22 protein-coding genes are annotated in these 25734 nt (G+C 70.2%); 7 read left to right on the forward strand and 15 right to left on the reverse strand.

The window, feature by feature from the left end; translation table 11 throughout:
• Nucleotides 1–160: 160 nt before the first annotated feature.
• Nucleotides 161–466, reverse strand: coding sequence for a hypothetical protein (locus ACWBNA_RS25375; RefSeq protein ID WP_482706813.1), 306 nt, complete (start codon nt 464–466; stop codon nt 161–163).
• Nucleotides 467–786: 320 nt separating this feature from the next.
• On the opposite strand from ACWBNA_RS25375, the gene ACWBNA_RS25380 reads away from it, so the two are divergent.
• Nucleotides 787–1314, forward strand: coding sequence for a universal stress protein (locus tag ACWBNA_RS25380; protein ID WP_482706814.1), 528 nt, complete (start codon nt 787–789; stop codon nt 1312–1314).
• 150 nt (nt 1315–1464) lie between these two features.
• Nucleotides 1465–2028 (forward strand): GPR1/FUN34/YaaH family transporter, encoded by a 564-nt coding sequence (locus tag ACWBNA_RS25385; protein WP_482706815.1) that lies wholly within the window; start codon nt 1465–1467, stop codon nt 2026–2028.
• A 151-nt stretch (nt 2029–2179) separates the two neighbouring features.
• On the opposite strand, the gene glmS is transcribed toward ACWBNA_RS25385, so the two are convergent.
• On the reverse strand, nt 2180–3997 hold the full coding sequence (gene glmS, locus ACWBNA_RS25390; RefSeq protein ID WP_482706816.1) for a glutamine--fructose-6-phosphate transaminase (isomerizing): 1818 nt from the start codon (nt 3995–3997) through the stop codon (nt 2180–2182).
• 48 nt (nt 3998–4045) lie between these two features.
• Entirely contained in the window at nt 4046–4303 is a 258-nt protein-coding gene (locus ACWBNA_RS25395) for a hypothetical protein (RefSeq protein ID WP_482706817.1), read from the reverse strand.
• A gap of 185 nt (nt 4304–4488) precedes the next feature.
• On the opposite strand from ACWBNA_RS25395, the gene ACWBNA_RS25400 reads away from it, so the two are divergent.
• Nucleotides 4489–6057, forward strand: coding sequence for a purple acid phosphatase family protein (locus ACWBNA_RS25400; RefSeq protein ID WP_482706818.1), 1569 nt, complete (start codon nt 4489–4491; stop codon nt 6055–6057).
• A gap of 21 nt (nt 6058–6078) precedes the next feature.
• On the opposite strand, the gene ACWBNA_RS25405 is transcribed toward ACWBNA_RS25400, so the two are convergent.
• Nucleotides 6079–6957 (reverse strand): DUF4429 domain-containing protein, encoded by an 879-nt coding sequence (locus tag ACWBNA_RS25405; protein WP_482706819.1) that lies wholly within the window; start codon nt 6955–6957, stop codon nt 6079–6081.
• A gap of 71 nt (nt 6958–7028) precedes the next feature.
• Between ACWBNA_RS25405 and ACWBNA_RS25410 the strand changes: the two genes are divergently transcribed.
• On the forward strand, nt 7029–8618 hold the full coding sequence (locus ACWBNA_RS25410) for a beta-N-acetylhexosaminidase (RefSeq protein ID WP_482706820.1): 1590 nt from the start codon (nt 7029–7031) through the stop codon (nt 8616–8618).
• A 71-nt stretch (nt 8619–8689) separates the two neighbouring features.
• Here ACWBNA_RS25410 and ACWBNA_RS25415 read toward each other — a convergent pair whose 3' ends face one another.
• The 10 genes from ACWBNA_RS25415 to ACWBNA_RS25460 all read right to left on the reverse strand — a co-directional run bounded on the left by ACWBNA_RS25415 (nt 8690) and on the right by ACWBNA_RS25460 (nt 21949).
• Nucleotides 8690–10477: an IucA/IucC family protein gene (locus ACWBNA_RS25415; RefSeq protein WP_482706821.1), complete on the reverse strand. Its 1788-nt coding sequence runs from the start codon at nt 10475–10477 to the stop codon at nt 8690–8692.
• The gene (locus ACWBNA_RS25420; protein ID WP_482706822.1) at nt 10474–11037 is read right to left on the reverse strand and encodes a GNAT family N-acetyltransferase; all 564 of its coding nucleotides are present in this window, start codon (nt 11035–11037) and stop codon (nt 10474–10476) included. Before ACWBNA_RS25420 ends, ACWBNA_RS25415 begins: the two co-directional genes overlap by 4 nt.
• The gene (locus tag ACWBNA_RS25425; protein WP_482706823.1) at nt 11034–12314 is read right to left on the reverse strand and encodes a lysine N(6)-hydroxylase/L-ornithine N(5)-oxygenase family protein; all 1281 of its coding nucleotides are present in this window, start codon (nt 12312–12314) and stop codon (nt 11034–11036) included. The genes ACWBNA_RS25420 and ACWBNA_RS25425 overlap by 4 nt, the downstream gene beginning before the upstream one ends.
• Nucleotides 12298–13764, reverse strand: coding sequence for a lysine decarboxylase DesA (gene desA / locus ACWBNA_RS25430; protein ID WP_482706824.1), 1467 nt, complete (start codon nt 13762–13764; stop codon nt 12298–12300). Before desA ends, ACWBNA_RS25425 begins: the two co-directional genes overlap by 17 nt.
• A 174-nt stretch (nt 13765–13938) precedes the next feature.
• Entirely contained in the window at nt 13939–14805 is an 867-nt protein-coding gene (locus ACWBNA_RS25435) for a siderophore-interacting protein (RefSeq protein ID WP_482706825.1), read from the reverse strand.
• 47 nt (nt 14806–14852) lie between these two features.
• Nucleotides 14853–15899, reverse strand: a complete 1047-nt coding sequence (locus ACWBNA_RS25440; RefSeq protein WP_482706826.1) for an ABC transporter substrate-binding protein — start codon at nt 15897–15899, stop codon at nt 14853–14855.
• Between the two features lie 293 nt (nt 15900–16192).
• Nucleotides 16193–17353 carry an acyl-CoA dehydrogenase family protein gene (locus tag ACWBNA_RS25445; RefSeq protein ID WP_482706827.1) on the reverse strand — a complete coding sequence of 387 codons (1161 nt, stop codon included), beginning with the start codon at nt 17351–17353 and terminating at the stop codon, nt 16193–16195.
• A 5-nt stretch (nt 17354–17358) separates the two neighbouring features.
• Complete coding sequence (locus tag ACWBNA_RS25450) at nt 17359–18306, reverse strand: hydroxymethylglutaryl-CoA lyase (RefSeq protein WP_482706828.1); 948 nt, start codon at nt 18304–18306, stop codon at nt 17359–17361.
• Nucleotides 18303–20318, reverse strand: a complete 2016-nt coding sequence (locus ACWBNA_RS25455; protein ID WP_482706829.1) for an acetyl/propionyl/methylcrotonyl-CoA carboxylase subunit alpha — start codon at nt 20316–20318, stop codon at nt 18303–18305. Before ACWBNA_RS25455 ends, ACWBNA_RS25450 begins: the two co-directional genes overlap by 4 nt.
• Before the next feature lie 14 nt (nt 20319–20332).
• A complete protein-coding gene (locus ACWBNA_RS25460) occupies nt 20333–21949 on the reverse strand; it encodes a carboxyl transferase domain-containing protein (RefSeq protein WP_482706830.1) in 1617 nt (538 codons plus the stop codon).
• Nucleotides 21950–22044: 95 nt separating this feature from the next.
• Between ACWBNA_RS25460 and ACWBNA_RS25465 the strand changes: the two genes are divergently transcribed.
• The 3 genes from ACWBNA_RS25465 to ACWBNA_RS25475 all read left to right on the forward strand — a co-directional run bounded on the left by ACWBNA_RS25465 (nt 22045) and on the right by ACWBNA_RS25475 (nt 24922).
• Nucleotides 22045–22674, forward strand: a complete 630-nt coding sequence (locus ACWBNA_RS25465) for an SACE_7040 family transcriptional regulator (protein ID WP_482706831.1) — start codon at nt 22045–22047, stop codon at nt 22672–22674.
• Between the two features lie 185 nt (nt 22675–22859).
• Nucleotides 22860–24017: an acyl-CoA dehydrogenase family protein gene (locus ACWBNA_RS25470; RefSeq protein WP_482706832.1), complete on the forward strand. Its 1158-nt coding sequence runs from the start codon at nt 22860–22862 to the stop codon at nt 24015–24017.
• A 35-nt stretch (nt 24018–24052) separates the two neighbouring features.
• On the forward strand, nt 24053–24922 hold the full coding sequence (locus ACWBNA_RS25475) for an acyl-CoA thioesterase (protein ID WP_482706833.1): 870 nt from the start codon (nt 24053–24055) through the stop codon (nt 24920–24922).
• Nucleotides 24923–24926: 4 nt separating this feature from the next.
• Here ACWBNA_RS25475 and ACWBNA_RS25480 read toward each other — a convergent pair whose 3' ends face one another.
• Nucleotides 24927–25715 (reverse strand): phosphatase, encoded by a 789-nt coding sequence (locus tag ACWBNA_RS25480; protein ID WP_482706834.1) that lies wholly within the window; start codon nt 25713–25715, stop codon nt 24927–24929.
• Between the last annotated feature and the right edge of the window lie 19 nt (nt 25716–25734).

The following is a 25734-nucleotide window of genomic DNA, read 5'->3' on the forward strand; positions in this document are numbered from 1 at the left end:
GGAAGTGCGCCTTGTCGCCGTGGCCAAACCACGTAGGGTGCGCGGTGCCCCTCAGGCCCTTTCCGTGCAGGTGGAACGGGGGTTGGGGGGTGGTCGGGGCAAGGGATGCGCGGTGGCCGGAAGTTGGCTGAAAAGAGTCGGGTGCGTGCGCGGAAACCGGTCAGCCGACCGGTGTATTTCCCCCGCTGTGACGTCCGCCTCTGCGCGGCCCCGATCCGGTCCTGTGGCGGCGGCCGCGACGCGGTGCGCGTTCCTCCGCGAGCATGCGTGCCGCACCGCGCTCCGACTGGCGCAGGAGGATACGGCAGACCGCGGTGACGGCGGCGAGACCGAGGGCGGTGCCCGCGGCGCCGGCGAGGGAGCTGCCGTACCAGAGGAGGACCACGGGGACCACGACACAGCTGAAGGCCGCCCAGCGGACGACGTCGGTGGAGGAGTCCTGGGCGGGGGGTCGTGGTCCGGGCATGACGTACTCCCTGTGGTGTGGCTCAGGGGGTTCAACGCGTGTTCGATCGGTCGGTCACTGTGCGTCCGGGTATGACCCCGAAGAGCCCGGCCCGCGGGTGGGCCCCGTGCAAACCGCCTGTACAGCGCAGCAACCATTGCGTTATGGGCGCCCCCTCGTGCATGCTCCCTGGAACCCCCACGCACCGGGGGCGCGATCTGGGCTAAGGAGGCGTGCGGCCGTACCCTTGGGGGTATGGGGTTGGGAAGATGATTCCCGGACACAGACTCCGCCGCACACTGTCGGCCCACCCATAAAAGGATCACAACGCCGAGACAGCCATGGCCGGTCACGAATTCTTCGAACCCGCGGACCGCAAGCGGCCCGTCGCCGACCCCACGGCGGCCGAGCCCCTGGCGGCGGAAGAGCCACGCCAATCCTGCGACCCCGCCTTCAAGCACGGCGTCGTGGTGGGCTTCGACGGCTCCATGTCCAGTGAGCGCGCCCTCGCGTACGCCGTCGGTATGGCTCATCGCTCCGGGTCGGGCCTGATCATCGTCCACGTCGCCAACCGGCTGCCCACCACCGTGTGGGCGGGCTGCGAGCCACCGGTCTTCGTCGACGTGCCCGATCACCGCACCGAGGTGCTCGGCCTCGAGCTCGCCTGTGCGGAGTACCTCGCGGAGGTGCCCTGGATCCTCGTCGAGCGCGGCGGCGACATCTGCCACGAGCTCGAAGAGGTCGGCCGGGAGTACGAGGCGGACGCGATCGTCGTCGGCTCCACCCACGGCATCGTCGGACGCATCTTCGGCTCCGTCGCCGGGCGGCTCGCCAAGCGGGCGAAGCGGCCGGTCATCGTCATTCCGTAAGCCGTCGTCCCCCCAGGTGGGACACACCGTGGGAACGGCCCAACTCCCTTGTGCAGTGCATAAATCTACTGGCGCGTAGAGGTGTTTGTGCCCTTGTGAAGGGCATATATCGGTCACCGCGCAACCGCACATGCATGAAGGGAGCCCGCCGTGGACAACGACGTCTCTGCGGGAAGCACCACCACGATCGTCGGCCGACTCGCGCTCGGCGTCACCCTGTTGGCCGTGGGCCTCGGATACACCGACGTGATCGACGGCGTGACGGTGGCCGACGCCGTGTCAATTGCCCAGTACGTGGGCGGAGTCGCCCTCTTCGTCGCCGGACTCATGGCGTTCCGCGACCGGGACACCGTCAGTGGTACGGCCTTCTCGGCGCTCGGCGCGCTCTGGTTCACCTGGGCCGTCTCCGCCGACAACCAGGTATCGGCCAACGCGGCCGGGCTGTTCCTGCTGCTCTTCGCGCTCGTGGCGCTGTCTCTCACGGTCGCCGCGGGCGACCAACTCGCCAAGGGCACCTACGGGTTGTTCGTCGTGGCGTTGGTGCTGCTCGCCGTCGCGAACTTCGCCGACAACGGCAGCCTCGCCAAGGCCGGCGGCTGGTTCGCCGTGGCGGCGGGGGCGGTGGCCTGGTACGCGGCGACGGCAGCCCTGGCCCACTGGCCGACGACCGTTCCGCGACGCGCTGCCGGCCGGGGCGTGACGGCCACCGGGTAGCTGCGCCGGCTGGGGGTTGGGCGGCCCCCGGCGATGAGAACGGACCCCCCGTGTCAGGTGGCGACACGTGGGGGTCCGTCCTTGTTGTCTGGCCTCTGCGGGTGCGTCGTGGTTGCTCGCGCAGTTCCCCGAGCCCCTGAAGGGGCGCTTCCTACTCCACCGTTACCGACTTCGCCAGGTTCCTCGGCTTGTCGATGTCCCTGCCCAGGGCCAATGCCGTGTGGTACGCGAGGAGTTGGAGGGGGATGCCCATCAGGATCGGGTCCAGCTCGTCCTCGTTCTTGGGGACGATGATCGTCTGGTCGGCCTTCTCCTGGTTCTGGTGGGCGACCGCGAGGATCTTGCCGCTGCGGGCCTTGATCTCCTCCAGGGCGGCGCGGTTCTTCTCGAGGAGGTCGTCGTTCGGGACGATCGCGACCGTCGGCAGGGCCGGCTCGATCAGGGCCAGCGGGCCGTGCTTGAGCTCGGAGGCCGGGTAGGCCTCGGCGTGGATGTAGGAGACCTCCTTGAGCTTCAGGGAGGCCTCACGGGCCACCGGGTAGCCCCTCACGCGGCCGATGAAGAGCATCGAGCGGGCCTCGGCGTACTCCGCGGCCAGCTTCTTGATCTCGTCCTCCTGCTCCAGCATCTCGGAGATCTGCGCGGGCAGCTTGCGCAGACCCGCGATGATCCGCTTGCCGTCGCGGACGGAGAGGTCACGGGTGCGGCCCAGGTGCAGGGCGAGCAGCGCGAAGGCGACCGTGGTGTTCGTGAAGCACTTCGTCGACACCACGCAGACCTCGGGGCCCGCATGGACGTACACGCCGCCGTCGGCCTCGCGGGCGATCGCCGAGCCGACCACGTTCACCACGCCGAGGACCCGCGCGCCCTTGCGCTTCAGCTCCTGGACGGCCGCCAGCACGTCGTAGGTCTCACCGGACTGGGAGACGGCGATGTACAGGGTGTCGGGGTCGACGACCGCGTTGCGGTAGCGGAACTCCGAGGCGGGCTCGGCGTCGGCGGGGATGCGGGCCAGCTCCTCGATCATCTGGGCGCCGATCATGCCCGCGTGGTACGAGGTACCGCAGCCGAGGATCTTCACGCGGCGGATCTGGCGCGCCGCGCGGGCGTCCAGGTTCAGGCCGCCGAGGTGCACGGTGGAGAACCGGTCGTCGATGCGGCCGCGCAGCACGCGGTCCACGGCGTCGGCCTGCTCGTGGATCTCCTTGTGCATGTAGGTGTCGTGGCCGCCCATGTCGTACGACGCGGCCTCCCACTCCACGGTGGTCGGCTCGGCCGTCGTGCGGGTGCCCTCGGTGGTGTAGGTGCGGAAGTCGTCGGCCTTGAGGGTGGCCATCTCGCCGTCGTCGAGGGTGACGATCTGCCGGGTGTGGGCGACCAGGGCGGCGATGTCCGAGGCGACGAACATCTCCTTCTCGCCGATGCCGAGGACGACCGGGGAGCCGTTGCGGGCGACGACGATCCGGTCGGGGAAGTCGGCGTGCAGCACGGCGATGCCGTACGTGCCCTCGATGACCCGCAGCGTGTCGCGGACCTTGTCCTCCAGCTTCTCGGCCTGGGAGCGGGCGATGAGGTGGACGAGGACCTCGGTGTCGGTGTCGGAGAGGAACTCGACGCCGTCCGCCTCCAGTTTGCGGCGCAGGTCGGAGGCGTTGTCGATGATGCCGTTGTGGACGACGGCGACCCTGCCCTCGGCGTCGAGGTGCGGGTGGGCGTTCACATCGGAGGGGGCGCCGTGGGTGGCCCAGCGGGTGTGGGCGATGCCGGTCGTGCCCTTGAAGCGGGCGGGGACCTTGGCCTCCAGGTCCCGGACCCGGCCCTTGGCCTTGACCATCTTCAGGCCGGCCGCCTTCGGGGAGGTGACGACGATGCCCGCCGAGTCGTAGCCGCGGTACTCCAGGCGCTGCAGGCCCTCCAGGAGCAGGGGGGCGACGTCACGCTTCCCGATGTATCCGACGATTCCGCACATATATACATATTCCTCAGGTTGGGCCCGGTGGACGGCGGACGGCTCGGCTCAGCCGTAGACGATCCGCCGCAGCTGCCGGAGGGTGAGCTCCGGTGGCGCCACCGTGCGATATTTCAGGTCCGCCTCGATCCGTCCGAAGATCTCCGCGTTCACCAGGCCCTGGGCCTGGAGCTCGCGGTGGCGGCGACGGACGTACTCGTCGGTCGTCTCGTCGAAGTAGGCGAGCACGTCCTGGACCACCCGCAGCGCCTCGCCCCGGCTCAGAGGCGTGGACCGCGTCAGGTGATCAACAAGTTCGTCGTGCACCCGGTAGATCCTGGGGTACCGGCGGCACTTTCGCAAGAAAGCTGCCCGATTTCGGGCAGGAGCCTGTGGGACTCCTTGGGAGAACGTTGAAACTGTCATGAGTCCCTGTTCGTGAGCCGTCCATTCCGCGTCCGGCAACCCGTTGCCTGAGCAGACGAGTTTCAGACGCTATGGACATTCCTCGCATGGGAGTACCCGACCAGCTCGCCGAGCGCATGAGCATGGCCGAGCAGCACGCGTACCTGCACGCCAGATTCTCGCGGCGCACGATGATCAGAGGCGGCGCGGTCACCCTGGGCGCCATCGCGGGAGGCGCGTTCGTGCCCGGTGCCACCGCACAGGCGGCGACCCCGACCGCCACCCCCACCGTCACCCGTACGGAGAGCGTCGACGGCGCCCTCGTCGCCCCCTTCGGCCGCCACCTCGCCTACGGCAGCGACCCGCGCACCGCGATGACCGTCTCCTGGCAGGTCCCGGTCGCCGTCAAGAAGCCCTTCATCCGGATCGGCGCCCGGCCCTGGGATCTCTCCCGCAAGATCGAGGCCGAGGTGCGCACCCTGTACACCCCGGCCGGCGTCGGGGCGAGCGGCGACCACACGCAGTACTACCTGCACGCCGAGCTCACCCACCTCAGGCCCGGCAGCACCTACTACTACGGCGTCGGCCACCAGGGCTTCGACCCCGCCGAGCCGCACCTCCTCGGCACCCTCGGCACCTTCACCACCGCCCCGGCGCACAAGGCGCCGTTCACCTTCACCGCCTTCGGCGACGAGGGCGTCGGCTACCACGGCCTCGCCAACAACAGCCTGCTGCTCGGCCAGAACCCCGCCTTCCACCTGCACGCCGGCGACATCGCGTACGCCGACCCGGCGGGCCAGGGCAAGAGTGCCGACACCGGCTTCGACTCGCGCGTGTGGGACCAGTTCCTCGCCCAGACCGAGTCGGTCGCCGGGTCCGTCCCGTGGATGCCGGCGTACGGCAACCACGACATGGAGGCCTGGTACTCGCCGAACGGCTACGGCGGCGAGGACGCCCGCTGGAACCTGCCGGACAACGGGCCCGACAAGAAGAACCTCCCGGGCGTCTACTCCTTCGTCCACGGCAACACCGCGATCATCTCGCTCGACGCCAACGACATCTCCTTCGAGATCCCGGCCAACCTCGGCATCTCCGGCGGCACCCAGACCACATGGCTGGAGGCGCAGCTCAAGAAGTACCGGGCGTCCACTGACATCGACTTCGTCGTCGTCTTCTTCCACCACTGCGCCTACTGCACCTCCACCGCGCACGCCTCGGAGGGGGGCGTGCGCCAGGAGTGGGTGCCGCTGTTCGAGAAGTACACCGTCGACCTCGTGATCAACGGCCACAACCACCAGTACGAGCGCACCGACGTCATCAAGGCGGGCGCGGTCGCCAGGAAGCTCCCGATCGGCGGCACCGCGTACCCCGAGACGGACGGCGTGGTGTACGTGACGGCCGGCGCGGCGGGCCGCAGCCTGTACGCCTTCAGCGCCCCGCTGTCGTACGAGGGCCACGAGAACGACGTCGAGTCCGTGTCCTCGTTCGTCAACGTCAAGGACGGCAAGCAGAACGAGACCGTCACCTGGTCCCGGGTCCGCTACCTTGACTACTCCTTCCTGCGCGTGGACGTCACCCCGGCCGCCAAGGGCCGCACCGCCACGCTGACCGTGCGGGGCATCGCCGAGAGTGGCGAGGAGGTGGACCGCTTCACGGTGGCGCGGACGGCGAAGTGACCCGGTAGACCCGGTAAGCGGTCACATCCGCTTGAGTATCGCCTGCTTGGCCGTCGTGAACTCCTCGTCCGTCAGCACGCCCGTGCGGTGCAGTTCGCCGAGCTCGCGCAGCCGTCGCAGGAGGGCGTCGTGGCCGTCCTCGGCGGCGGGCGCGGCGAGTGCCTTGGGCTGCGGCGGCCGGACGTCCCCCGCGGAGGCGGCCGCCGGGTGCGGGAGCCGGGCCTGGACGGCCGCCGCGACCAGGGCCATCAGCGGGTCCTTCTTGAAGCCCCACAGCTCCACGGCGTTGGGGTCGTACTTGGGCGGGGCCTTGGTCGGGGCGTTCTTCACGCTGAAGCGGAGGTAACCGTTGTCCAGGCCGATCGCCGGATGCCACTCCACGGCGGTGAGATCGGTGACCGCGAGGGTGCGGGGGCCGGCGGCGGCCTTGGCGTCCTCCGTCTTCCAGTTCCACTCCAGGCGGATCAGCTCGCCGTCGAAGCTCGCGGTGCCGTCCCCGGCGGACACGGACAGCGGCAGGGCCGGGCCGGGCAGCAGATAGGCGTCGACCGGCCCGGCGGGCACCTGGTCCAGGAGCAGGGCGCCCCGGACCTCGTCCACGAGGTACTCGGCGACGCCGTACCGGTCCGCCTCGACGACCAGCTGGTACGGGTCGTGGGGCTCGGCGAGCCGGCCGCCGGTCGCGTGCAGCAGCGGGTCCGAGCCGTCGCGCAGCCGCAGCCGCAACCGGCCCGTCTTCTTGCCGTGTTCGAAGGAGATACCGGCCAACGCCCCGAGCGGCACGACGAGTTCACCCAGCGTCCTGCGGAGCAGGCCGACGTTCTTGTCCCGTCCCGGGGTCAGCCGCAGGGCGTCGCCGTCGAAGACCCAAGTGCCGTCCTTCTGGAGGATTTCCGCCATGAGGGGATTGTTTCACTGGTTCTGAGGGAGAGTTGGTCCATACCTGTTCGGGTTCAAGGAAGGGACCGTAGGTGAGACACCACCACATAACGACCCGCCTTCTCGGCTCGCTGCTGCTCGTCGCGGCGGCGGGTGTCTCCACCGTCGGCGCGACCCCGACTCCCACCGCGCAGAACGCCCATCCGCTCGACCGGATCGTCCCGGCCCCCGCGTCGGTCACCCCCGGCGGATCGCCGTACCGCCTCACCCGGGACACCCACATCCGCGTCGACGACTCCCGCGAGGCCCGCCGCATCGGGGCCTATCTCGCGGACGTCCTGCGCCCCTCGACCGGCTACCGCCTGCCCGTCACCACGCACGGCAAGGGCGGCATACGACTGCGCCTGGCCAAGGGCCCGTTCGGGGCCGAGGGGTACCGCCTCGACAGCGCCGGCAAGGGCGTCACCATCACGGCGGCCGAGCCCGCGGGGCTCTTCCACGGCGTGCAGACCCTGCGCCAGCTCCTCCCGGCGGCCGTCGAGAAGGACTCCGTCCAGCCCGGACCGTGGCTGGTCGCGGGCGGCACGATCACGGACACCCCCCGCTACGGCTGGCGCGGCGCGATGCTCGACGTCTCCCGGCACTTCTTCACCGTCGACCAGGTCAAGCGCCACATCGACCAGTTGGCCCTGTACAAGATCAACAAGCTGCACCTGCACCTCAGCGACGACCAGGGCTGGCGCATAGCCCTCGACTCCTGGCCGCGCCTGGCCACGCACGGCGGCTCCACGCAGGTCGGCGGCGGCCCCGGCGGCCACTACACCAAGGCCGACTACCAGGAGATCGTCGGCTACGCGGCCTCCCGCTACCTGGAGGTCGTCCCCGAGATAGACATGCCGGGCCACACCAACGCCGCCCTCGCCTCCTACGCCGAACTCAACTGCGACGGCGTCGCACCCCCGCTCTACACCGGCACCGAGGTCGGCTTCAGCTCCCTGTGCGTGGACAAGGGGATCACGTACGACTTCGTGGACGACGTCATCCGGGAACTCGCCGCCCTCACCCCGGGCCGCTACCTCCACATCGGCGGCGACGAGGCGCACTCCACGAGCCACGAGGACTACGCGCGGTTCATGGACCGGGTGCAGCCGATCGTCGCCGAGTACGGCAAGACGGTGGTCGGCTGGCACCAGCTGACCGGCGCGACCCCGGCGAAGGGGGCGCTCGCCCAGTACTGGGGCCTGGACTCCACCAGCGCGACCGAGAAGGCGCAGGTCGCCGAGGCCGCGCGAAACGGAACCGGGCTGATCCTGTCCCCGGCCGACCGGATCTACCTCGACATGAAGTACGACGAGAGCACCCCGCTGGGGCTGTCCTGGGCGGGCTACGTCGACGTCAAGCGGTCCTACGACTGGGATCCGGGGACCTACCTGCCGGGGGCGCCGCCCGAGGCGGTGCGGGGCGTCGAGGCGCCGATGTGGACCGAGACGATCGTGACCGGCGAGGACGTCGAGTACATGGCCTTCCCGCGGCTCGCGGGCGCCGCCGAACTCGGCTGGTCGCCGGCCGCCACGCACGACTGGGACGGCTACCGGGTGCGGCTGGCGGCGCAGGGGCCGCGGTGGGACGCGCTGGGGATCGGCTACTACCGGTCCCCGCAGGTCCCTTGGCCCACGCCGTAGTCCGGACACGATGACGGGCACCCCCGAGGACCGTACTCCGGGGTGCCCGTCCGTCTGTGGGGGCTGGGTGGTCACAGCCCCGCGATGGGGTTCTCCAGGTCGCCGATCAGCTGGAGTGCGCCGGCCGGGTCCGCGAGGTCCACCATCTGCTTGTTGTTGCGCAGCTGGAGCCGGTTCAGGCAGGACAGCGCGAACTCGGGGGCGAACATGTCGTACCGCTCGAACTTGTCGCCGAGTTCGGGCACCGAGTGCTGGTAGTCGCGGGTCACCTCCGCGACCGTGCGCCAGAAGTCGTCCTCCTCCAGGATCCCCTCGGTGGCGAGGTTCGCGGCGAGGAAGCGGAAGAAGCAGTCGAAGACGTCCGTGAAGATCGACAGGAGCTTCTTGTCCTCCGGGACCTCCACGCGCAGCCGCTCGACCGTCGGCGGCAGCACCGCCTCCGGATCCATGACGGCGATCTCCTCGGCGATGTCCTTGTAGATCGCGCGCTGGACCACGCCGTCCTTCAAGGCCAGGATCACGTTCTCGCCGTGCGGCATGAACACCAGGTCATAGGCGTAGAAGCTGTGCAGGAGAGGGGTGAAGTAGGCCCGCAGGTAGTGGCGTAGCCACTGGGTCGGCGTCAGCCCGGACTGTTCGATCAGGGCGCCCGCGAAGGACGCGCCCTCGTGGTCCACGTGGACCAGGGAGGCCATCGTCGCGAGGGACTCGCCGTCCTGGAGGGAGGACACCGGGCTCTCGCGCCACAGCGCGGCGAGCATCTTGCGGTACGGCGAGTAGCGGTCCGTCGCCTGCTCGTACTCCAGGTGCCGGTACCCCACGGCCGCCCGCTCCCGGATGATCGTCAGGCCCGTCGACTTCAGCACCGGGTCGCCCTCGATGAGCTGGGCGAGCCAGTCGTTGATCGCCGGGGTCGCCTCCATGTACGCGGCCGAGAGCCCGCGCATGAAGCCCATGTTGAGGACGGACAGGGCCGTCTTCACGTAGTGCTTCTCGGGGTGGGACTTGTTGAAGAAGGTCCGGATGGACTGCTGGGCCAGGTACTCGTCGTCGCCCTCGCCCAGGCACACGAGGTGGCCACGGGCGACCTCGGCGGCGAAGGTGACGGTGAGCTTGTTCCACCACTGCCAGGGGTGGACGGGGATGAGGAGGTAGTCGGCGGGGTCGAGCCCCTGGTCGGTGAGCTGCCCGGCGAAGCGCTCGACCGTCTCGGCGCCCAGCTCGTCCCGTACGAACGACTCGTACTCGATGCCGACGCCGGCCGTGAACGCGGCCCGCGAGCGGTGCGCGGCCAGCCACACCAGGCGGACCGGGCTCGCGGCCTCGGGGGCGTACGACAGGTACTCGTGGATGCCGAAGCCGAGCCGTCCGTTGTTGGCGACGAAGCAGGGGTGGCCCTCGGTCATGCCCGTCTCGATCGCCTGGAAGCCGCTGTTCACGAGCTCGGCGACCGGGGTCTGGGGCTTGGTGAGCTTGTAGCAGGTGCCGGAGAGGGTGGAGGAGATCTCCTCCAGGTAGACCGGCAGGATCTCGTCGCTCAGGCCGAGGGTCCGCTTCAGTTCGATGAAGAAGTCCAGGGCCGCCAGGGGCAGTTCGTCGCCGTCCCGGGTACGGGTGATCGAGTCGGCGGTCACCTGCCAGTGGTCGAGGGCGTGACGGGTGGCGGAGAAGCGGTAGCGGGTCAGGCCGTCGTCACTCCGTACGACGTACTCGTCCCCGACACCCTCCCCGTCCCCGTCCTTCTCCGGCGTGATCAGCCGCTCGTGCGCGAACTCGGCCAGCGCCTTGCGGATGAGCTGACGGTTGGCCTTCTCCCAGCGCTCGGGGGACAGGTGGGCCACGGCGTCGGCGAGGCTCATGCCGCCACCCCCGTCGCCGCGAGGAACTGCTTCCGGGTGCAGAAGCTCAACAACGCCTTTTTCTCCGGCTTCTGTATCTCGCGGTCGGGCACGAACCCGACGGCCTCGTTCAGGGCGTGGACGGCCGCGTTGGACACGTCCGGCTCGACGACCACCCGGGCGGTGGCCGGGTCCTCGAAGAGGTGCGCCATCACGGCCGTGATGACCGCGCGGGTGAAGCCGTGCACGGGCCGGTCGGTGGGGGCGACCAGGAAGTGCATGCCGACGTCGCCGGGCTCGGGCTCGTACAGGCCGACCAGCTCGTGGTGGGCGGGGTCGTACTTCTCCATCAGGAACGCGGGCACGCCGTCGTGCAGGCCGAGCAGGGCGTGCCAGTGCTCGTCGGCGGCGATCTCCATGTACGCGCGCTCGACGTCCTCCAGTCTGGCGTCCTGCATCATCCAGAAGGCCGCCTTGGGGTGCGTGACCCAGGAATGCACCAGCTCGGCGTCCTTGAGGGGGTCGAGGGGGCGGAGGGTGAGGGTGCCGACGTCGGTGGGGGTGCCGGTGGTGGGGGTCATACGGCGAACTCCTGGAACGCGATGGTCTTCTCGACCGGGTAGTACTCGCTGCCGAGCAGCTCTCGGATGATGTAGCTGTTGCGGTACGCGCCCATGCCCAGGTCGGGGCTGGTGATGCTGTGCGTGTGGACGCCGGCGTTCTGCAGGAACACGCCCCGGCCGGTCACGTCGATCGCGTAGTTGCGGGCGATGTCGTAGTTGCCCTGGGAGTCGTAGCGCAACCGGTCGCGGACGGGCTTGAGGAACTCCGGCTCGGCGTACCGGTAGCCGGTGGCCAGGACCAGTCCCTGGGAGGTCAGCTCGTAGTCCTTCTCCTGCTCCTCCTGGCGCAGTCCCAGCGTGTACGTCCCGTTCTCGTACCGGGCGCTGTTCAGCGAGGAGTTGGTGAGCAGCCGGGTGGGGACCGGGCCACCGAGGTTCTTCTGGTACAGCAGGTCGAAGATCTCGTTGATCAGGTCGCCGTCGATGCCCTTGAACAGGTTCTTCTGCTCGGCGGTGAGGCGGTAGCGGGTCTGCTCCGGCAGCGCGTGGTAGTAGTCGACGTACTCCGGGGAGGTCATCTCCAGCGTGAGTTTCGTGTACTCCAGCGGGAAGAAGCGCGGCGAGCGGGTGACCCAGTTCAGCCGGTAGCCGTGGACGTCGATCTCGCTGAGCAGGTCGTAGTAGATCTCGGCGGCGGACTGGCCGGAGCCGACGAGCGTGATCGACTCCTTCTTCTGCAGCTCCTGCTTGTGCTGCAGGTAGCGGGAGTTGTGCACGAAGTCGCCGTCCAGGTCCTGGCAGGCCTCGGGGACGTAGGGCGGGGTGCCGGTGCCGAGGACCAGGCGGCGGGCGCGGAACTCCTCACCGGCCGTGGTCTTCACGACGTAGAGCCCGGCCCCTTCGTCGTACGTCACGTCCGCGACCGTCGTGCTGAAGCGGACGCAGCTCAGTTTGTTCGCGGCCCAGCGGCAGTAGTCGTCGTACTCGACCCTGAGCGGGTAGAAGTTCTCGCGGATGTAGAACGAGTACAGCCGGCCCTTCTCCTTCAGGTAGTTGAGGAAGGAGTACGGCGAGGTCGGGTCGGCGAGGGTGACCAGGTCCGACATGAACGGGGTCTGGAGGTGGGCGCCGTCCAGGAACATGCCGGCGTGCCACTCGAAGTCGGGCTTCGAGTCCAGGAAGATGCCGTCGAGTTCGTCGATGGGCTCGGTGAGGCAGGCGAGGCCCAGGTTGAACGGGCCGAGCCCGATCCCCACGAAGTCGTGAATGCGGGCGGATTCAGGAAGCGCGGTCAAGGGACTCTCCCAGGTACTGCTCGGCATGGCCGGCGATCAGGTCGAGTACGGCGGCCATGTCGTCGGTCGTCGTCTCGGGATTGAGCAGGGTGAACTTGAGGTAGTGGCGGCCGGCCACCTTGGTGCCCGCGACCACCGCGTCGCCGGAGGCGAACAGGGCCTTGCGGGCGTAGAGGTTGGCGCGGTCGATCTCGGCGGGGTCGGTGACGGCGGCCGGGATGTAGCGGAAGACGAGGGTGGAGAGGGTGGGCTCGACCACGACGTCGAAGCGCGGGTCGGCGGCCAGCAGTTTCCAGCCCTCCACGGCCAGGTCGCAGACCTCGTCGAAGAGCTGCCCGATGCCGTCGGCGCCCATCACGCGCAGGGTCATCCACAGCTTGAGCGCGTCGAAGCGGCGGGTGGTCTGCAGGGACTTGTCGACCTGGTTGGGGATACGTTCCTGCACCATGCGGCGCGGGTTGAGGTACTCCGCGTGGTAGGTGGCGTGGCGCAGGGTGGACGCGTCCCGGACCAGCACGGCGGACGAACTCACCGGCTGGAAGAAGGACTTGTGGTAGTCGACGGTGACCGAGTCGGCGCGTTCGATGCCCTCGATGCGGTCGCGGTACTTGACCGAGGCGAGCAGTCCGCAGCCGTAGGCGGCGTCGACGTGCATCCACACGCCGTACTGGTCGCACAGCTCGGCGATCTCGGGCAGCGGGTCGATGGAGCCGAAGTCGGTGGTGCCGGCGGTGGCGACGACGGCCATGGGGACGAGGCCGTCCTGCTTGCAGCGCTCCAGCTCGTGGGCGAGCGCGACGGTCTGCATGCGCTTGTCGTTGCCGACGGGGATCGACACGACGGAGTCCTGGCTCAGGCCGAGCAGTTTCGCGGACTTCTGCACGCTGAAGTGGCTGACCTCGGAGGCGAAGATGCGCAGTTTGCCGAAGGAGTCCGCAGCTTCCCGCCCTGCTCGCGCGGGCTTGGCCTCCTCGCGTGCCAGGAGCAGCGCCTGCAGGTTGGACTGGGTGCCGCCGGAGGTGAACACGCCGTCGGCGTTCTCGCCGAGGCCGATGCGGGCGGTGGTCCAGTCGACGAGCTTGCGTTCGATGAGGGTGCCGCCGGCCGACTGGTCCCAGGTGTCCAGTGAGGAGTTGACGGCGGAGAGGATGGCCTCGCCGACCACGGCCGGGATGACGACCGGGCAGTTGAGGTGCGCGAGGTAGCGGGGGTGGTGGAAGTAGACCGCGTCCCGGAGGTAGACGTCCTCCAGTTCGTCGAGCACCGCGGCCGTGTCGTGCAGCGGCTTGTCGAGGTCGATCCCGTCGATGGTGGGGGAGAGGGTGTCGACGGTGACGCCGGTGAACGGACGGGAGGTGGTGGCGAGTTTGGCCGCCACCCGCTCTATTCCTTCGGTCACGGAGCGGCGGTAGTGCTCCGCGGTCGTGTCGTTGAGCAGGTGCGAGCGCATGTGCAAGTCCTCCGGGGGGACAGTCCGTTGGCTGGGGGAGCGGGGCGGAACCGCGGCTTCAACTTAGGCAAGCCTAACCTAACTAAGGCTCACGGAAACCGCACCCCTGCCGTGACTGCCGTCACTCTGAAAACAGTGTTGCGGTGGGCGAGTTGGGCGAGTTGGACGTGTGGGTCACTCCTGCTCGCGCAGTTGCTCCTCGGACAGGCCCTGCCGCCAGTAGCCGACGAAGGTGACCCGGCGGCGGTCGAAGCCGCGCTCGCGCACGAAGTGCCGGCGCAGCTCCTTCACGCACCCGGCCTCGCCCGCGATCCAGACGTACGGGTGCTCGGCGGGCGGCAGTTGGGTGTCGCGCAGGGCTTCGAGGGCCAGCGGGGAGCTCTTGGCGCCACTCTCGGCCTGGACCAGCCAGGTGATCTCGGCATCCGCCTGCGTCACCACGTCCTGGATGTCACCGGCGTGCGGGACCTCCAGCCAGACCCGGGCACGGGTGCCGGCCGGCAGCGACTCGATGAGGGAACAGGCGGCCGGTACGGCGGTCTCGTCGCCCCACACGACCACGAGATCGGTGTCCTCGGGCGGCCGGAAGCGGATCGCCCGGTTGTCCGCGACCGCCGGGCCCAGCAGCACGACCTTGTCCCCGGCGGCCGCCCGCGCGGCCCACCGGGAGGCGGGGCCCGCACAGGAGGCGGCACCGGGCTCCATGCCGTGCAGGGCGAAGTCGATGTCGATCTCGACCGTGCTCCCCTCCGCGTCCCGCCGCAGGGAGCGGAGCGTGTACGAGCGCATCACCGCCCGTACGTCGTCCGCGAGTTCGCGCCAGCCCTGCCACCAGCCCTCACCCAGCTCGATCGGCACCTGAGGCTCGCTCTGACCGGGGTGCGGCAGGAACAGCGACAGCGACTGGTCCTGTCCGTCGGAGTGGAACGCCCTGAGGTCGGGGCCGTCGAAGGTGACCCGGACCAGCGACGGACCGAGCCGCCTCGTCCGTACGACCTGGAGGGAGAAGAAACGGAACGGGGCGGCTACGGCGGTGGTCACTGGTGGCTCCTGAGAGTCAGGATGACGTGAGCGGGCGGGTGCGGAGGTCAGCTGACCTTCTTCGCGTTCTCCAGCGCCTCGGCGAGACTGGTGAGAAGCGGGGTGCACTTGGCGTAGGACAGGATCGGCTCGGGGGAGCGCGCGATGACCTGGCCGGCCTTGACGGCGGGCAGCTTCTTCCAGGTGGCCTCGGCGATGTCGGCCGGCTGGATGGTCGAGGAGCGGTCGTCCATCATGATGATGTCGGCCTTGTACTTGTCGACGTTCTCCCAGCTCAGCGACTCGAACCAGCCGCCGCCGACCTTCTTGGCGCTCTCCGGGGGCTCGACGAAGTTCACGCCGAGGGCCTTGAAGTACTCCAGGTCGATGGAGAGGTTGGTGCCGGAGACGTAGAACAGCTCCGCGCTGGCCGAACCGGCCATCACCTTGATGTCGGGCTTGGCCTTGGCGGCCGCGCGCAGCCGGGTGGCGGCCTCCTCGAAGGCCTTCTTGGCGTCGGTGACCTTGGTGGAGGTCAGGTCGCCGCCGAGGGACTCGGCCAGCTGCCACATGCGCTCCAGCGGCTGGGTGAGCTGACGGTCGTAGACGGAGATGCCGACGCTGGGGGCGAGTTGGGCGATCTTGTCCTTCGACGCCTCGGGGACGTACCAGAGGGTGCCGGCGTCGTCGAACATCGTGGAGATCAGGACGTCGGGCGCGAGGGCCGCGTACTTCTCGACGTTGAACTGGTCCCAGGCGTTGCCGAGGACGGTGAGCTTGCTGACGTCCATGTCGCCGGCCTGGACGTCGGCCTTGCCGTCCGCGGTCTTGGTCGGGCCGAACACGCCCTTGACCGATATGCCGTAGTCGTAGAGGGCGGCGGCGACGCCGGTGAAGGCGACGATGTTCGCGGGGGCCTTGTCCAGCTTCACGGTCGTGCCGCGGTCGTCCTTGAAGGTCCAGGGGCCGGAGGCCTTCGCGGACGCCGTCGAGTCCGAGCCGCTGTCCTTCGCGTCGCTGTCGCCGCACGCGGCCAGGAAGGCGCCGAGTCCGAGAGCGCCCCCGGTGGCGAGGAGCCCGCGGCGGGAGAAGTTGGCGGTTCTGGCGTTCGACATGGATGGGTCTGCTTTCGTACGTACGGGGGCCACTGGGGGGTGCGCACCTGCGGGTGGCTGGAATCAAGCTTAGGTTAGCCTAACCTTCTATTTTGTCCAGCGGGCACCCGGTTCCTGTGCCCGACCCGCGTACGTGAAGCCCGCGCGTGCCGTGATGCGTGTCACGATCGGCAGGGTGCGACGCGACGGACCCCGTCGCATGCCGTGGCCGAACTCCCTTGCAGTGGGCATGCGTTCACCCCCTCGCGGCCCGTCCGGGCCCGTCGAGGGGGTGGTGGCGAGCGGTGGGCGGGTCAGCCCGTCAGGCCCAACTCCCTCGCGATCAGCATGCGCTGGACCTCACTGGTGCCCTCGCCGATCTCCAGGATCTTCGAGTCGCGCCACATGCGGGCGACCGGATACTCGTTCATGAAGCCGTAGCCGCCGTGGATCTGGGTGGCGTCGCGGGCGTTGTCCACCGCGACCGTCGACGAGTACAGCTTCGCGAGCGCCGCCTCCTTCTTGAACGGCTCGCCCGACACAAGGCGGGACGCCGCGTCGCGCCAGGCGAGGCGGGCGGTGTGGGCCTTCATCTCCATGTCGGCGATCTTGAACTGGATGGCCTGGTTGGCGCCGATGGGCCGGCCGAAGGCGTGGCGTTCCTTCGCGTACGTCACCGACTCGTCCACACAGCCCTGGGCAAGGCCCGTCGCCAGCGCCGCGATCGCGATACGGCCCTCGTCGAGGATCCGCAGGAACTGGGCGTACCCCCGGCCCTCCTCGCCCAGCAGGTTCGCCGCCGGGACCCGCACGTCCGAGAACGACAGCTCGCGGGTGTCCGAGGCGTTCCAGCCGACCTTCGAGTACGGCGCCGCGACCGAGAAGCCCGCCGTGCCCGAAGGGACGATGATCGCGGAGATGCGCGGACCGCCGTCCGGCTTACGGCCCGTCACCGCCGTGACCGTGACCAGGCCCGTGATGTCCGTGCCGGAGTTGGTGATGAAGCACTTGGTGCCGTTGATCACCCACTCGTCCGTCTCCGGGTCCAGGCGGGCCGTCGTGCGCGTCGCGCCCGCGTCCGAACCGCCGTCCGGTTCGGTGAGGCCGAACGCGCCGAGCATCTCGCCCGTGCACAGACGGGGGAGCCATTGGCGCTTCTGCGCCTCCGTGCCGTAGAGGTGCAGCGGCATCGCGCCCAGCGAGACGCCCGCCTCCAGCGTGATCGCCACCGACGAGTCGACGCGCGCGAGTTCCTCCAGCGCGATGCCGAGGGCGAGATAGTCGCCGCCCATGCCGCCGTACTCCTCGGGGAACGGCAGCCCGAACAGGCCCATGCGGCCCATCTCGCGGACGATCTCGTAGGGGAACTCGTGCCGCTCGTAGAAGTCGCCGATCTTGGGGGCGACGACGTCGTGGGCGAACTCCTCGACCGTGCGGCGGAGTTCCTCCAGCTCGGGGGAGAGACGGTGGTCCATGACAGTCACTGCTCCTTGTGGGACAGGGCTCGGACGGTACGAGAAGGGCTGGGTCGGCCCAGTTGTCCGGCCATCCACGCGCTCGTGGCGACGAGGTGGCCGAGGTCGACCCCGGTGTCGATGCCGAGACCCTGGAGCATCCACACGAGGTCTTCGGTGGCGAGGTTGCCGGTGGCGGACTTCGCGTACGGGCAGCCGCCGAGGCCGCCCGCGGAGGCGTCGACCGTGGTGACGCCGTACTGGAGGGCCGCCAGAGTGTTGGCGAGCGCCTGGCCGTACGTGTCGTGGAAGTGCACGCCCAGCACGGCCGTGGGAACCCGCTGTTCGCTGAGCTCGGTGAGCAGCGCGAGGACATGGCCCGGCGTCGCCACCCCGATCGTGTCGCCCAGGCTCAGTTCGTCGCAGCCCATGTCGAGCAGGGCGCGGCAGACCCGGACGACCTGGGGGACCGGTACGGCCCCCTCCCACGGGTCACCGAAGCACATCGACAGGTAGCCGCGGACGTGCACGTCCTGCGCCTTCGCCCGCGCCACTACCGGCTCGAACATCGCCAGTGCCTCGTCGACCGTGCGGTTGAGGTTGGCCTTGGCGAAGGACTCGGTGGCGCTGGCGAAGACGGCGACGCGGCGGGCGCCCAGTGCCAGGGCCCGGTCCAGGCCGCGTTCGTTCGGCACCAGGACCGGGAGCGCGACGGGAAGGTCGCCGACGAGCGGGAACAGCTGCTCCGCGTCGGCCAGTTGGGGCACCCACCTGGGGTGGACGAAGCTGGTGGCCTCGATGGTCGTCAGGCCCGCGTCGGCCAGCCGGCGGACGAACTCCGCCTTGACCTCGGTCGGGACGGTGCTCTTCTCGTTCTGCAGGCCGTCTCGGGCACCGACCTCGTGGATGCGGACGCGGGCGGGCAGGCCCGAGGCCGGTACGACCATGGGCAGGCCCCGTTCGGGAGTGCTCATGCGCTCTCCTCCTCCGCCGGGGTGATGACGGCGAGCACCTGGTCCATGGCGACCGTCGATCCCGGCACCACGTCCAGTTCGGCGACCGTGCCGGCGTGCGGGGCGGAGATGACGTGCTCCATCTTCATCGCCTCGACGACCAGCAGGCTCTGCCCCGCGGTGACCTCGTCGCCCACGGCGACCTTCACCACGGTGACCGTGCCGGGCATGGGCGCGGTCAGCGAGTCGGCGCCCGCGTGCCCGGCCCGGGTGAGCGAGGCGGCGACCGGATCGTGGTCGCGCACACGCCAGGCGTCGCCGTCACGGCCCAGCCAGGTGCCGTCCGGCAGCGCGGCGAAGGTGTGGGCGAGGCCGTCGAGGTGGACGGTGAAGCGGGATTCGCCGCCCGGGCCCGGGGGGCGGCCCCCACGGGCCGGGAGGGGTACCTCCGCGCCGTCGAGGAGTACTTCCGTCCCGCCGGCCGGCGTGCTGCGCACGCGGACCGTGTGCGGGTCGTGTCCCGCCACCCGCAGGTGGTGTGCCGTCCAGGCCCGTTCGCCGCCCAGACGCCAGCCGTCCGTGGCGGAGAACGGGTCGGCCCAGCCGGGCACCTCGGCGCCGAGGGCGGCCTGGCGCAGCAGCGCCGCCGCCGCGTACACCTCCTGCGGCACCTCGGCCGGCACGAGCCCTTCGACCTCCCGCTCGACCAGCCCCGTGTCCAGCTCGCCCGCCACCACCGCCGGATGGGCGAGCAGCCGCCGCAGGAACCCGGCGTTGGTCGGCACGCCCAGCGTGACGGTCTCCGCGAGGGCGGCCCGGAGCTTCCTGAGCGCGGTCGCCCGGTCCGGGCCGTAGGCGATCACCTTGGACAGCATCGGGTCGTACAGGCTGCCGACCTCGGTGCCCTCGCTGAGCCCGGAGTCGGTGCGTACGCCGTCGCCCTGCGGCTCGCGGAGCTGCAGCAGCGTGCCGCCGGAGGGCAGGAACCCGCGCGCGGGGTCCTCGGCGCAGATGCGGGCCTCGACGGCGTGCCCGGTGAGTTCGACGTCCTCCTGCCCGAAGGACAGCGGCTCGCCCGCCGCGACCCGCAGCTGCCACTCCACCAGGTCGAGGCCGGTGACCAGTTCGGTGACCGGGTGCTCCACCTGGAGGCGGGTGTTCATCTCCATGAAGTAGTACGACGACGGGTCGTTCCCGGGGACGATGAACTCGACCGTCCCCGCGCCCGCGTACCCGCACGAACGCGCAGCCTGCACCGCCGCCTCGCCCATGGCCGCACGGGTCCTGTCGTCGAGGAGCACGCTGGGCGCCTCCTCGATGATCTTCTGGTGGCGGCGCTGGAGGGAGCACTCGCGCTCGCCCAGGTGGACCACGTGCCCGTGGCCGTCCGCCAGGACCTGGATCTCGATGTGCCGGGGCCGGTCGACCCACCGCTCGACCAGGAGCGTGTCGTCACCGAAGGAGGCGCGGGCCTCGCGGCGGGCGGCGGCGATCTCGTCGGCGAGGACCGCGGGGTCCCGCACCAGCCGCATGCCCTTGCCGCCCCCGCCCGCGCTCGGCTTCAGCAGCACCGGCATGCCGATCTCGTGGGCGGCGTCGGCCAGTTCGGCGTCGGTGAGCCCGCTGCCGCTGGATCCGGGCACGACCGGCACCCCGGCCGCCCGTACCGTCTCCTTGGCGCGGATCTTGTCGCCCATGAGCGCGATCGCCTCGGCCGGCGGTCCGACGAAGACGAGCCCGGCGTCGGCGCACGCGCGCGCGAAGTCGGCGTTCTCGGCGAGGAAGCCGTAGCCGGGGTGGACGGCCTGGGCTCCGCTGCGGGCGGCCGCCGCCAGCAGCCGCTCGGCGGACAGATAGCTCTCGCCGGCCGGCGCCGGACCGATCCGTACGGCCGTGTCGGCCTCCCGGACGTGCCGAGCGTCCGCGTCCGCGTCGGAGAAGACGGCCACCGAGCGCACGCCCAGCGACCGCAGCGTACGGATGACGCGGACGGCGATCTCGCCCCGGTTGGCCACAAGCACTGTGTCGAACATCGTGTGGAAGTCCCTCACATCCGGAAGACGCCGAACTGGGGGTCACCCAGCGGGGCGTTCGCACAAGCGGTCAGAGCCAGCCCCAGCACCTGCCGGGTGTCGAGCGGGTCGATGACCCCGTCGTCCCACAGCCGGGCGGTGGCGTAGTAGGCGTTGCCCTGGCGCTCGTACTGCGCTCGGATCGGTGCCTTGAACGCCTCTTCCTCGTCCGCGGGCCACACCTCCCCGCGAGCCTCCGACTGGTCCCGCTTCACGGTCGCGAGGACGGACGCGGCCTGTTCGCCGCCCATCACCGAGATCTTGGCGTTGGGCCACATCCACAGGAAGCGGGGCGAGTACGCCCGCCCGCACATGGAGTAGTTCCCGGCGCCGTACGACCCGCCGACCACGACCGTCAGCTTCGGCACGCGCGTACACGCAACCGCCGTCACCATCTTGGCGCCGTGCTTGGCGATGCCGCCGGCCTCGTAGTCCTTGCCGACCATGAAGCCGGAGATGTTCTGCAGGAAGACGAGCGGGATGCCGCGCTGGTCGCACAGCTCGATGAAGTGGGCGCCCTTCTGGGCGGACTCGGAGAACAGGATGCCGTTGTTGGCGACGATCCCCACCGGGTGGCCCTGGACGCGGGCGAAGCCGGTGACGAGGGTCTGCCCGAACTCGGACTTGAACTCCGCGAAACGGGAACCGTCGACCACGCGCGCGATGATCTCGCGTACGTCGTAGGGGGTGCGCGAGTCGGCCGGCACGGCGCCGTACAGCCCGTACGGGTCGACCTTGGGCTCCGCGGCGGGCGTGACCTCCCAGGGCAGGGCCCCGCGCGCGGGGAGCGTGGCGGCGATGGTCCGCACGATCCGCAGCGCGTGCGCGTCGTCCTCCGCGAGGTGGTCGGTGACGCCGGACACCCGCGCGTGGACCTCGCCGCCGCCGAGCTCCTCGGCGGTGACGACCTCGCCGGTGGCGGCCTTCACGAGCGGGGGACCGCCCAGGAAGATCGTCCCCTGGTTGCGCACGATCACGGCCTCGTCGCTCATGGCGGGGACGTACGCCCCGCCGGCCGTGCACGAGCCGAGCACCGCGGCGATCTGCGGGATCCCCGCCCCCGACATCCGGGCCTGGTTGTAGAAGATCCGCCCGAAGTGCTCCCGGTCGGGGAACACCTCGTCCTGCATGGGCAGGAAGGCGCCGCCGGAGTCCACCAGGTAGAGGCAGGGGAGCCGGTTCTCCAGCGCCACCTCCTGCGCGCGCAGGTGCTTCTTCACCGTCATCGGGTAGTACGTCCCGCCCTTGACGGTGGCGTCGTTGGCGACGATCACGCACTCACGCCCGCTGACCCGGCCGATCCCGGCCATGACACCCGCGGCCGGGGCCTGGCCGTCGTACATCCCGTCGGCCGCGAGGGGCGCCAGCTCCAGGAAGGGGGAGCCCGGGTCGAGGAGCGCGTCGACCCTGTCCCGGGGCAGCAGCTTCCCGCGCGCGGTGTGCCGCGCCCGCGCCTTCTCACCACCGCCCAGCCGGGCCGCGGCGAGCTTGCCGCGCAGCTCCTCGACGAGTGCGAGGTGGGCTTTCTCGTTGGCCCGCCACGCCTGTGACGCGGGATCTGCCGCGCTCGTCAGCTCTGCCGCCTCGTGCATCCTGCGGTCCCCTCACCCAGCGATCGACTGTTAATGAGCGTTAACCATTTCCATCAGGTTAACGACCGCTAACCTCCCTGTCTAGAATTGATTGCATGGCCACCAGAACCGACGCCCCCACCCGCCGCGAGCAGATCCTCAAGGAGGCCGCGCGGCTGTTCGCCGATCGCGGTTTCCACGGCGTCGGTGTCGACGAGATAGGCGCCGCGGTCGGCATCAGCGGGCCCGGTCTCTACCGTCACTTCGCCGGCAAGGACGCGATGCTCGCCGAGCTGCTGGTCGGGATCAGCGGGCAGCTCCTGACCGGAGCGAAGCGACGCGTCCAGGAGGCGGACGGCGTGGGTGCCGAGGCGCTCCTCGACTCCCTCATCGAGGGCCACATCGACTTCGCCCTCGACGACCGCCCCCTGATCACGCTGCACGACCGCGAGCTGGACCGCCTGCGGGACAGCGACCGCAAGCTGGTGCGGCAGCTGCAGCGGCAGTACGTCGAGCTGTGGGTGGAGGTGGTGCGGGAGGTGTACCCGGAGCTCGGGGAGCCGGCGGCGCGGTCCGCCGTGCACTCGGTGTTCGGGCTGCTGAACTCGACGCCGCACCTGGGGAGGGCGGGCTCGCTGCCGGGGCGGGGGGCCACGGCGGAGCTGCTGCACCGGATGGCCCGGGGGGCGTTCGGGGCGGCGGGGGCCGAGTGGCGGGCGGGGCACGCGCCTCATTCGTCGGCGTGAACGGTGTCCGTGGCGGGGGCGTGGAGGCCCGGAGTGTCCACGGGCGGTGCCCCTTGACTGGTGCTCACGGGCCCACGGCGTGACGAGCGTTACGTACGGGCTGGTCTGGACGCGGGTTCCTACTCGCCGGTACCTTGGATGAGCAAGCGCTTAGACATGCCCGAGAGTACGTGGAGGTGGCGGCGGTGCGCCGTACGGTGTTCAACGAGGATCACGAGGCGTTCCGGGAGACCCTGCGCGCCTTCATCGAGGCCGAGGTCGTCCCCGTCTACGACGAGTGGTTCGCGGCCGGCCAGGCGCCGCGCGACTTCTACTACAAGCTCGCCGAACTCGGCGTCTTCGGCATCCGCGTCGACGAGGAGTACGGCGGCGCCGGCATCGACTCGTACAAGTTCGAAGCCGTGATGTACGAGGAGACCTCCCGCGCGGGCGTCCAGTTCGGCGGCTCCGGTGTGCACGTGCTGCTCGGCCTGCCGTACATCAAGATGCTCGCCACCGACGAGCAGAAGAAGCGGTTCCTGCCGAAGTTCGTCTCCGGCGAGGAGATGTGGGCCCTCGCGATGACCGAGCCGGGCACCGGCTCCGACCTCGCGGGCATGAAGACCACCGCCAAGCTCAGCGAGGACGGCACGCACTACGTCCTCAACGGCTCCAAGACCTTCATCACCGGCGGCGTCCACGCCGACCGCGTGATCGTCTGCGCCCGCACCTCCGCGCCCACCGCCGAGGACCGCCGCTTCGGCATCTCCCTGTTCGCCGTGGACACCAAGTCCGAGGGCTACTCCATCGGCCGCAAGCTCGACAAGCTCGGCCTGAAGACCTCCGACACCGCCGAACTCGCGTTCGTCGACGTGAAGGTCCCCGTCGAGGACCTCCTCGGCGAGGAGAACAAGGGCTTCTACTACCTCGGCCACAACCTCGCCTCCGAGCGCTGGGGCATCGCCTTCGGCGCCTACGCCCAGGCGAAGGCGGCGGTCCGGTTCGCCAAGGAGTACGTCCAGGAGCGCACCGTCTTCGGCAAGACCGTCGCCTCCTTCCAGAACACCAAGTTCGAACTGGCCGCCTGCCAGGCCGAGGTCGACGCGGCCGAGGCCGTCGCCGACCGCGCGCTCGAAGCCCTCGACGCGGGCGAGCTGACCCCCGCCGAGGCCGCCAGCGCCAAGCTGTTCTGCACCGAGGTCGCGCACCGCGTGATCGACCGCTGCCTCCAGCTGCACGGCGGCTACGGCTTCATGAACGAGTACCCGATCGCCCGCCTGTACGCGGACAACCGCGTCAACCGCATCTACGGCGGCACCAGCGAGATCATGAAGTCGATCATCGCGAAGGACATGGGTCTGTAGGACCGCCGAAAACACTGACCAGTAGAAATGACTGCATGAGTCAGGCACTACAGAGTCTCCTCGATCTGCTCGACATCGAGCAGATCGAGGAGAACATCTTCCGCGGCCGGTCCCGGTCAGCCGTCGTCCCCCGCGTCTTCGGCGGGCAGGTCGCGGCCCAGGCGCTCGTCGCCGCCGGGCGGACGGTCCCCGAGGACCGCCTCGCCCACTCGCTCCACGCGTACTTCCTGCGCCCCGGCGACCCCGGCGCGCCGATCGTCTACACGGTCGACCGCATGAACGACGGCCGCTCCTTCACCGCGCGCCGCGTCGTCGCCGTCCAGCACGGCCAGCCGATCTTCGCGCTGTCCGCCTCCTTCCAGCGGCACGAGGAGGGCTTCGACCACCAGACACCCATGCCGCCCTCCGTCGACCCGGTCGCGCTGCCCACCTCGGCGGAGCGGCTGCGCGGTTACGGCCACCTCGCGCCCGAGGTCGTGGAGAAGTTCCTGGAGGCCCGCGAGGCGATCGACCTGCGCTACGTCGACGAGCCGCCGTACGGCAGCTTCGGCGAGCCGCGCGAGCCGCACTCCCAGGTGTGGTTCCGCACCAACGGCAAACTCGCGGACGACCCGCTCCTGCACGTCGTCCTCGCCACGTACGTCTCCGACATGACGCTGCTCGACTCGGTCCTGCTCGCGCACGGCCGCGGCGGCTGGGCGGTCGGCGACGTCGTCGGGGCCTCCCTGGACCACGCGATGTGGTTCCACCGCCCATTCCGCGCCGACGAATGGCTCCTGTACGACCAGGAGTCACCGTCGGCCCACGGCGGCCGCGGCCTCGGGCAGGCCCGCATCTACACGCAGGACGGGCAGCTCGCCATCTCGGTCATCCAGGAAGGCGTGGTCCGCGCCCCCAGACGCTGAGGGCTCAGGCCAGCCCCGCCTCCGACAGCAGGTACGCCGTCATCGGGTCGTAGTGGCGCGGGCTGACCACATGGTCGTCGAGCGGGACCGACACCTGGACCGTGCCCTCGGACTCGGCGAGGAACAGCGCCGGGTCGTTGCAGTCCGCGTATCCGACGGAGTCCACGCCATGCTGCCCGGCGTAGCCCGCCCAGCCGTGGTCGGCGACGACCAGGTCGGGCAGCGGGCGGCCGGCCCGCTCCAGGGCGGTGAGGATCGCCTTCATCGGCTCCCCGGAGTGTGTGTGCCACAGCGTGGCGCCGTGCTCCAGGACCGCCACGTCCGCGAACTGCATGACGTACCCCTCGTCCGTCTGCAGCCCGTCCGGGATGACCACGATCTCGCAGCCGGCCGTGCGCAGCGCGGCGGCCGTGGCCCGGTGCACGTCCAGCAGGCCGCCCGGGTGGCCGGTCGCGAACAGCACCCGCTGCTGCCCGTCGGCCGCCTTGCGCAGCCGGCCCGCCATCCGCTCCAGGCCGGCCACCGTCAGCTCGGGGTCGATGGTGTCCTGGCCGTAGCGGAACTCCGGATCGTCGTTGACACCCACCCGCTCCGCCATCACCGCGAGCACGTCCTGCTCGTCCGTCCAGCGGTCGCCGAGCTCCAGGCCGAGCCAGAAGTTGCGGACGCCGTTGGCGAGCTGGCGGTAGTGGGAGAGGTTGTTCTCACGCGGGGTGGCGACGTCGCCCGCGATACGGGTCTTCACAAGGTGCTCGACGAGCTCGTCGCGGCTGGGTGTCCCGGATATCGGCATGCCCCCATTGTGAGGCAGA

This window comes from Streptomyces sp. Q2 (assembly GCF_056820935.1).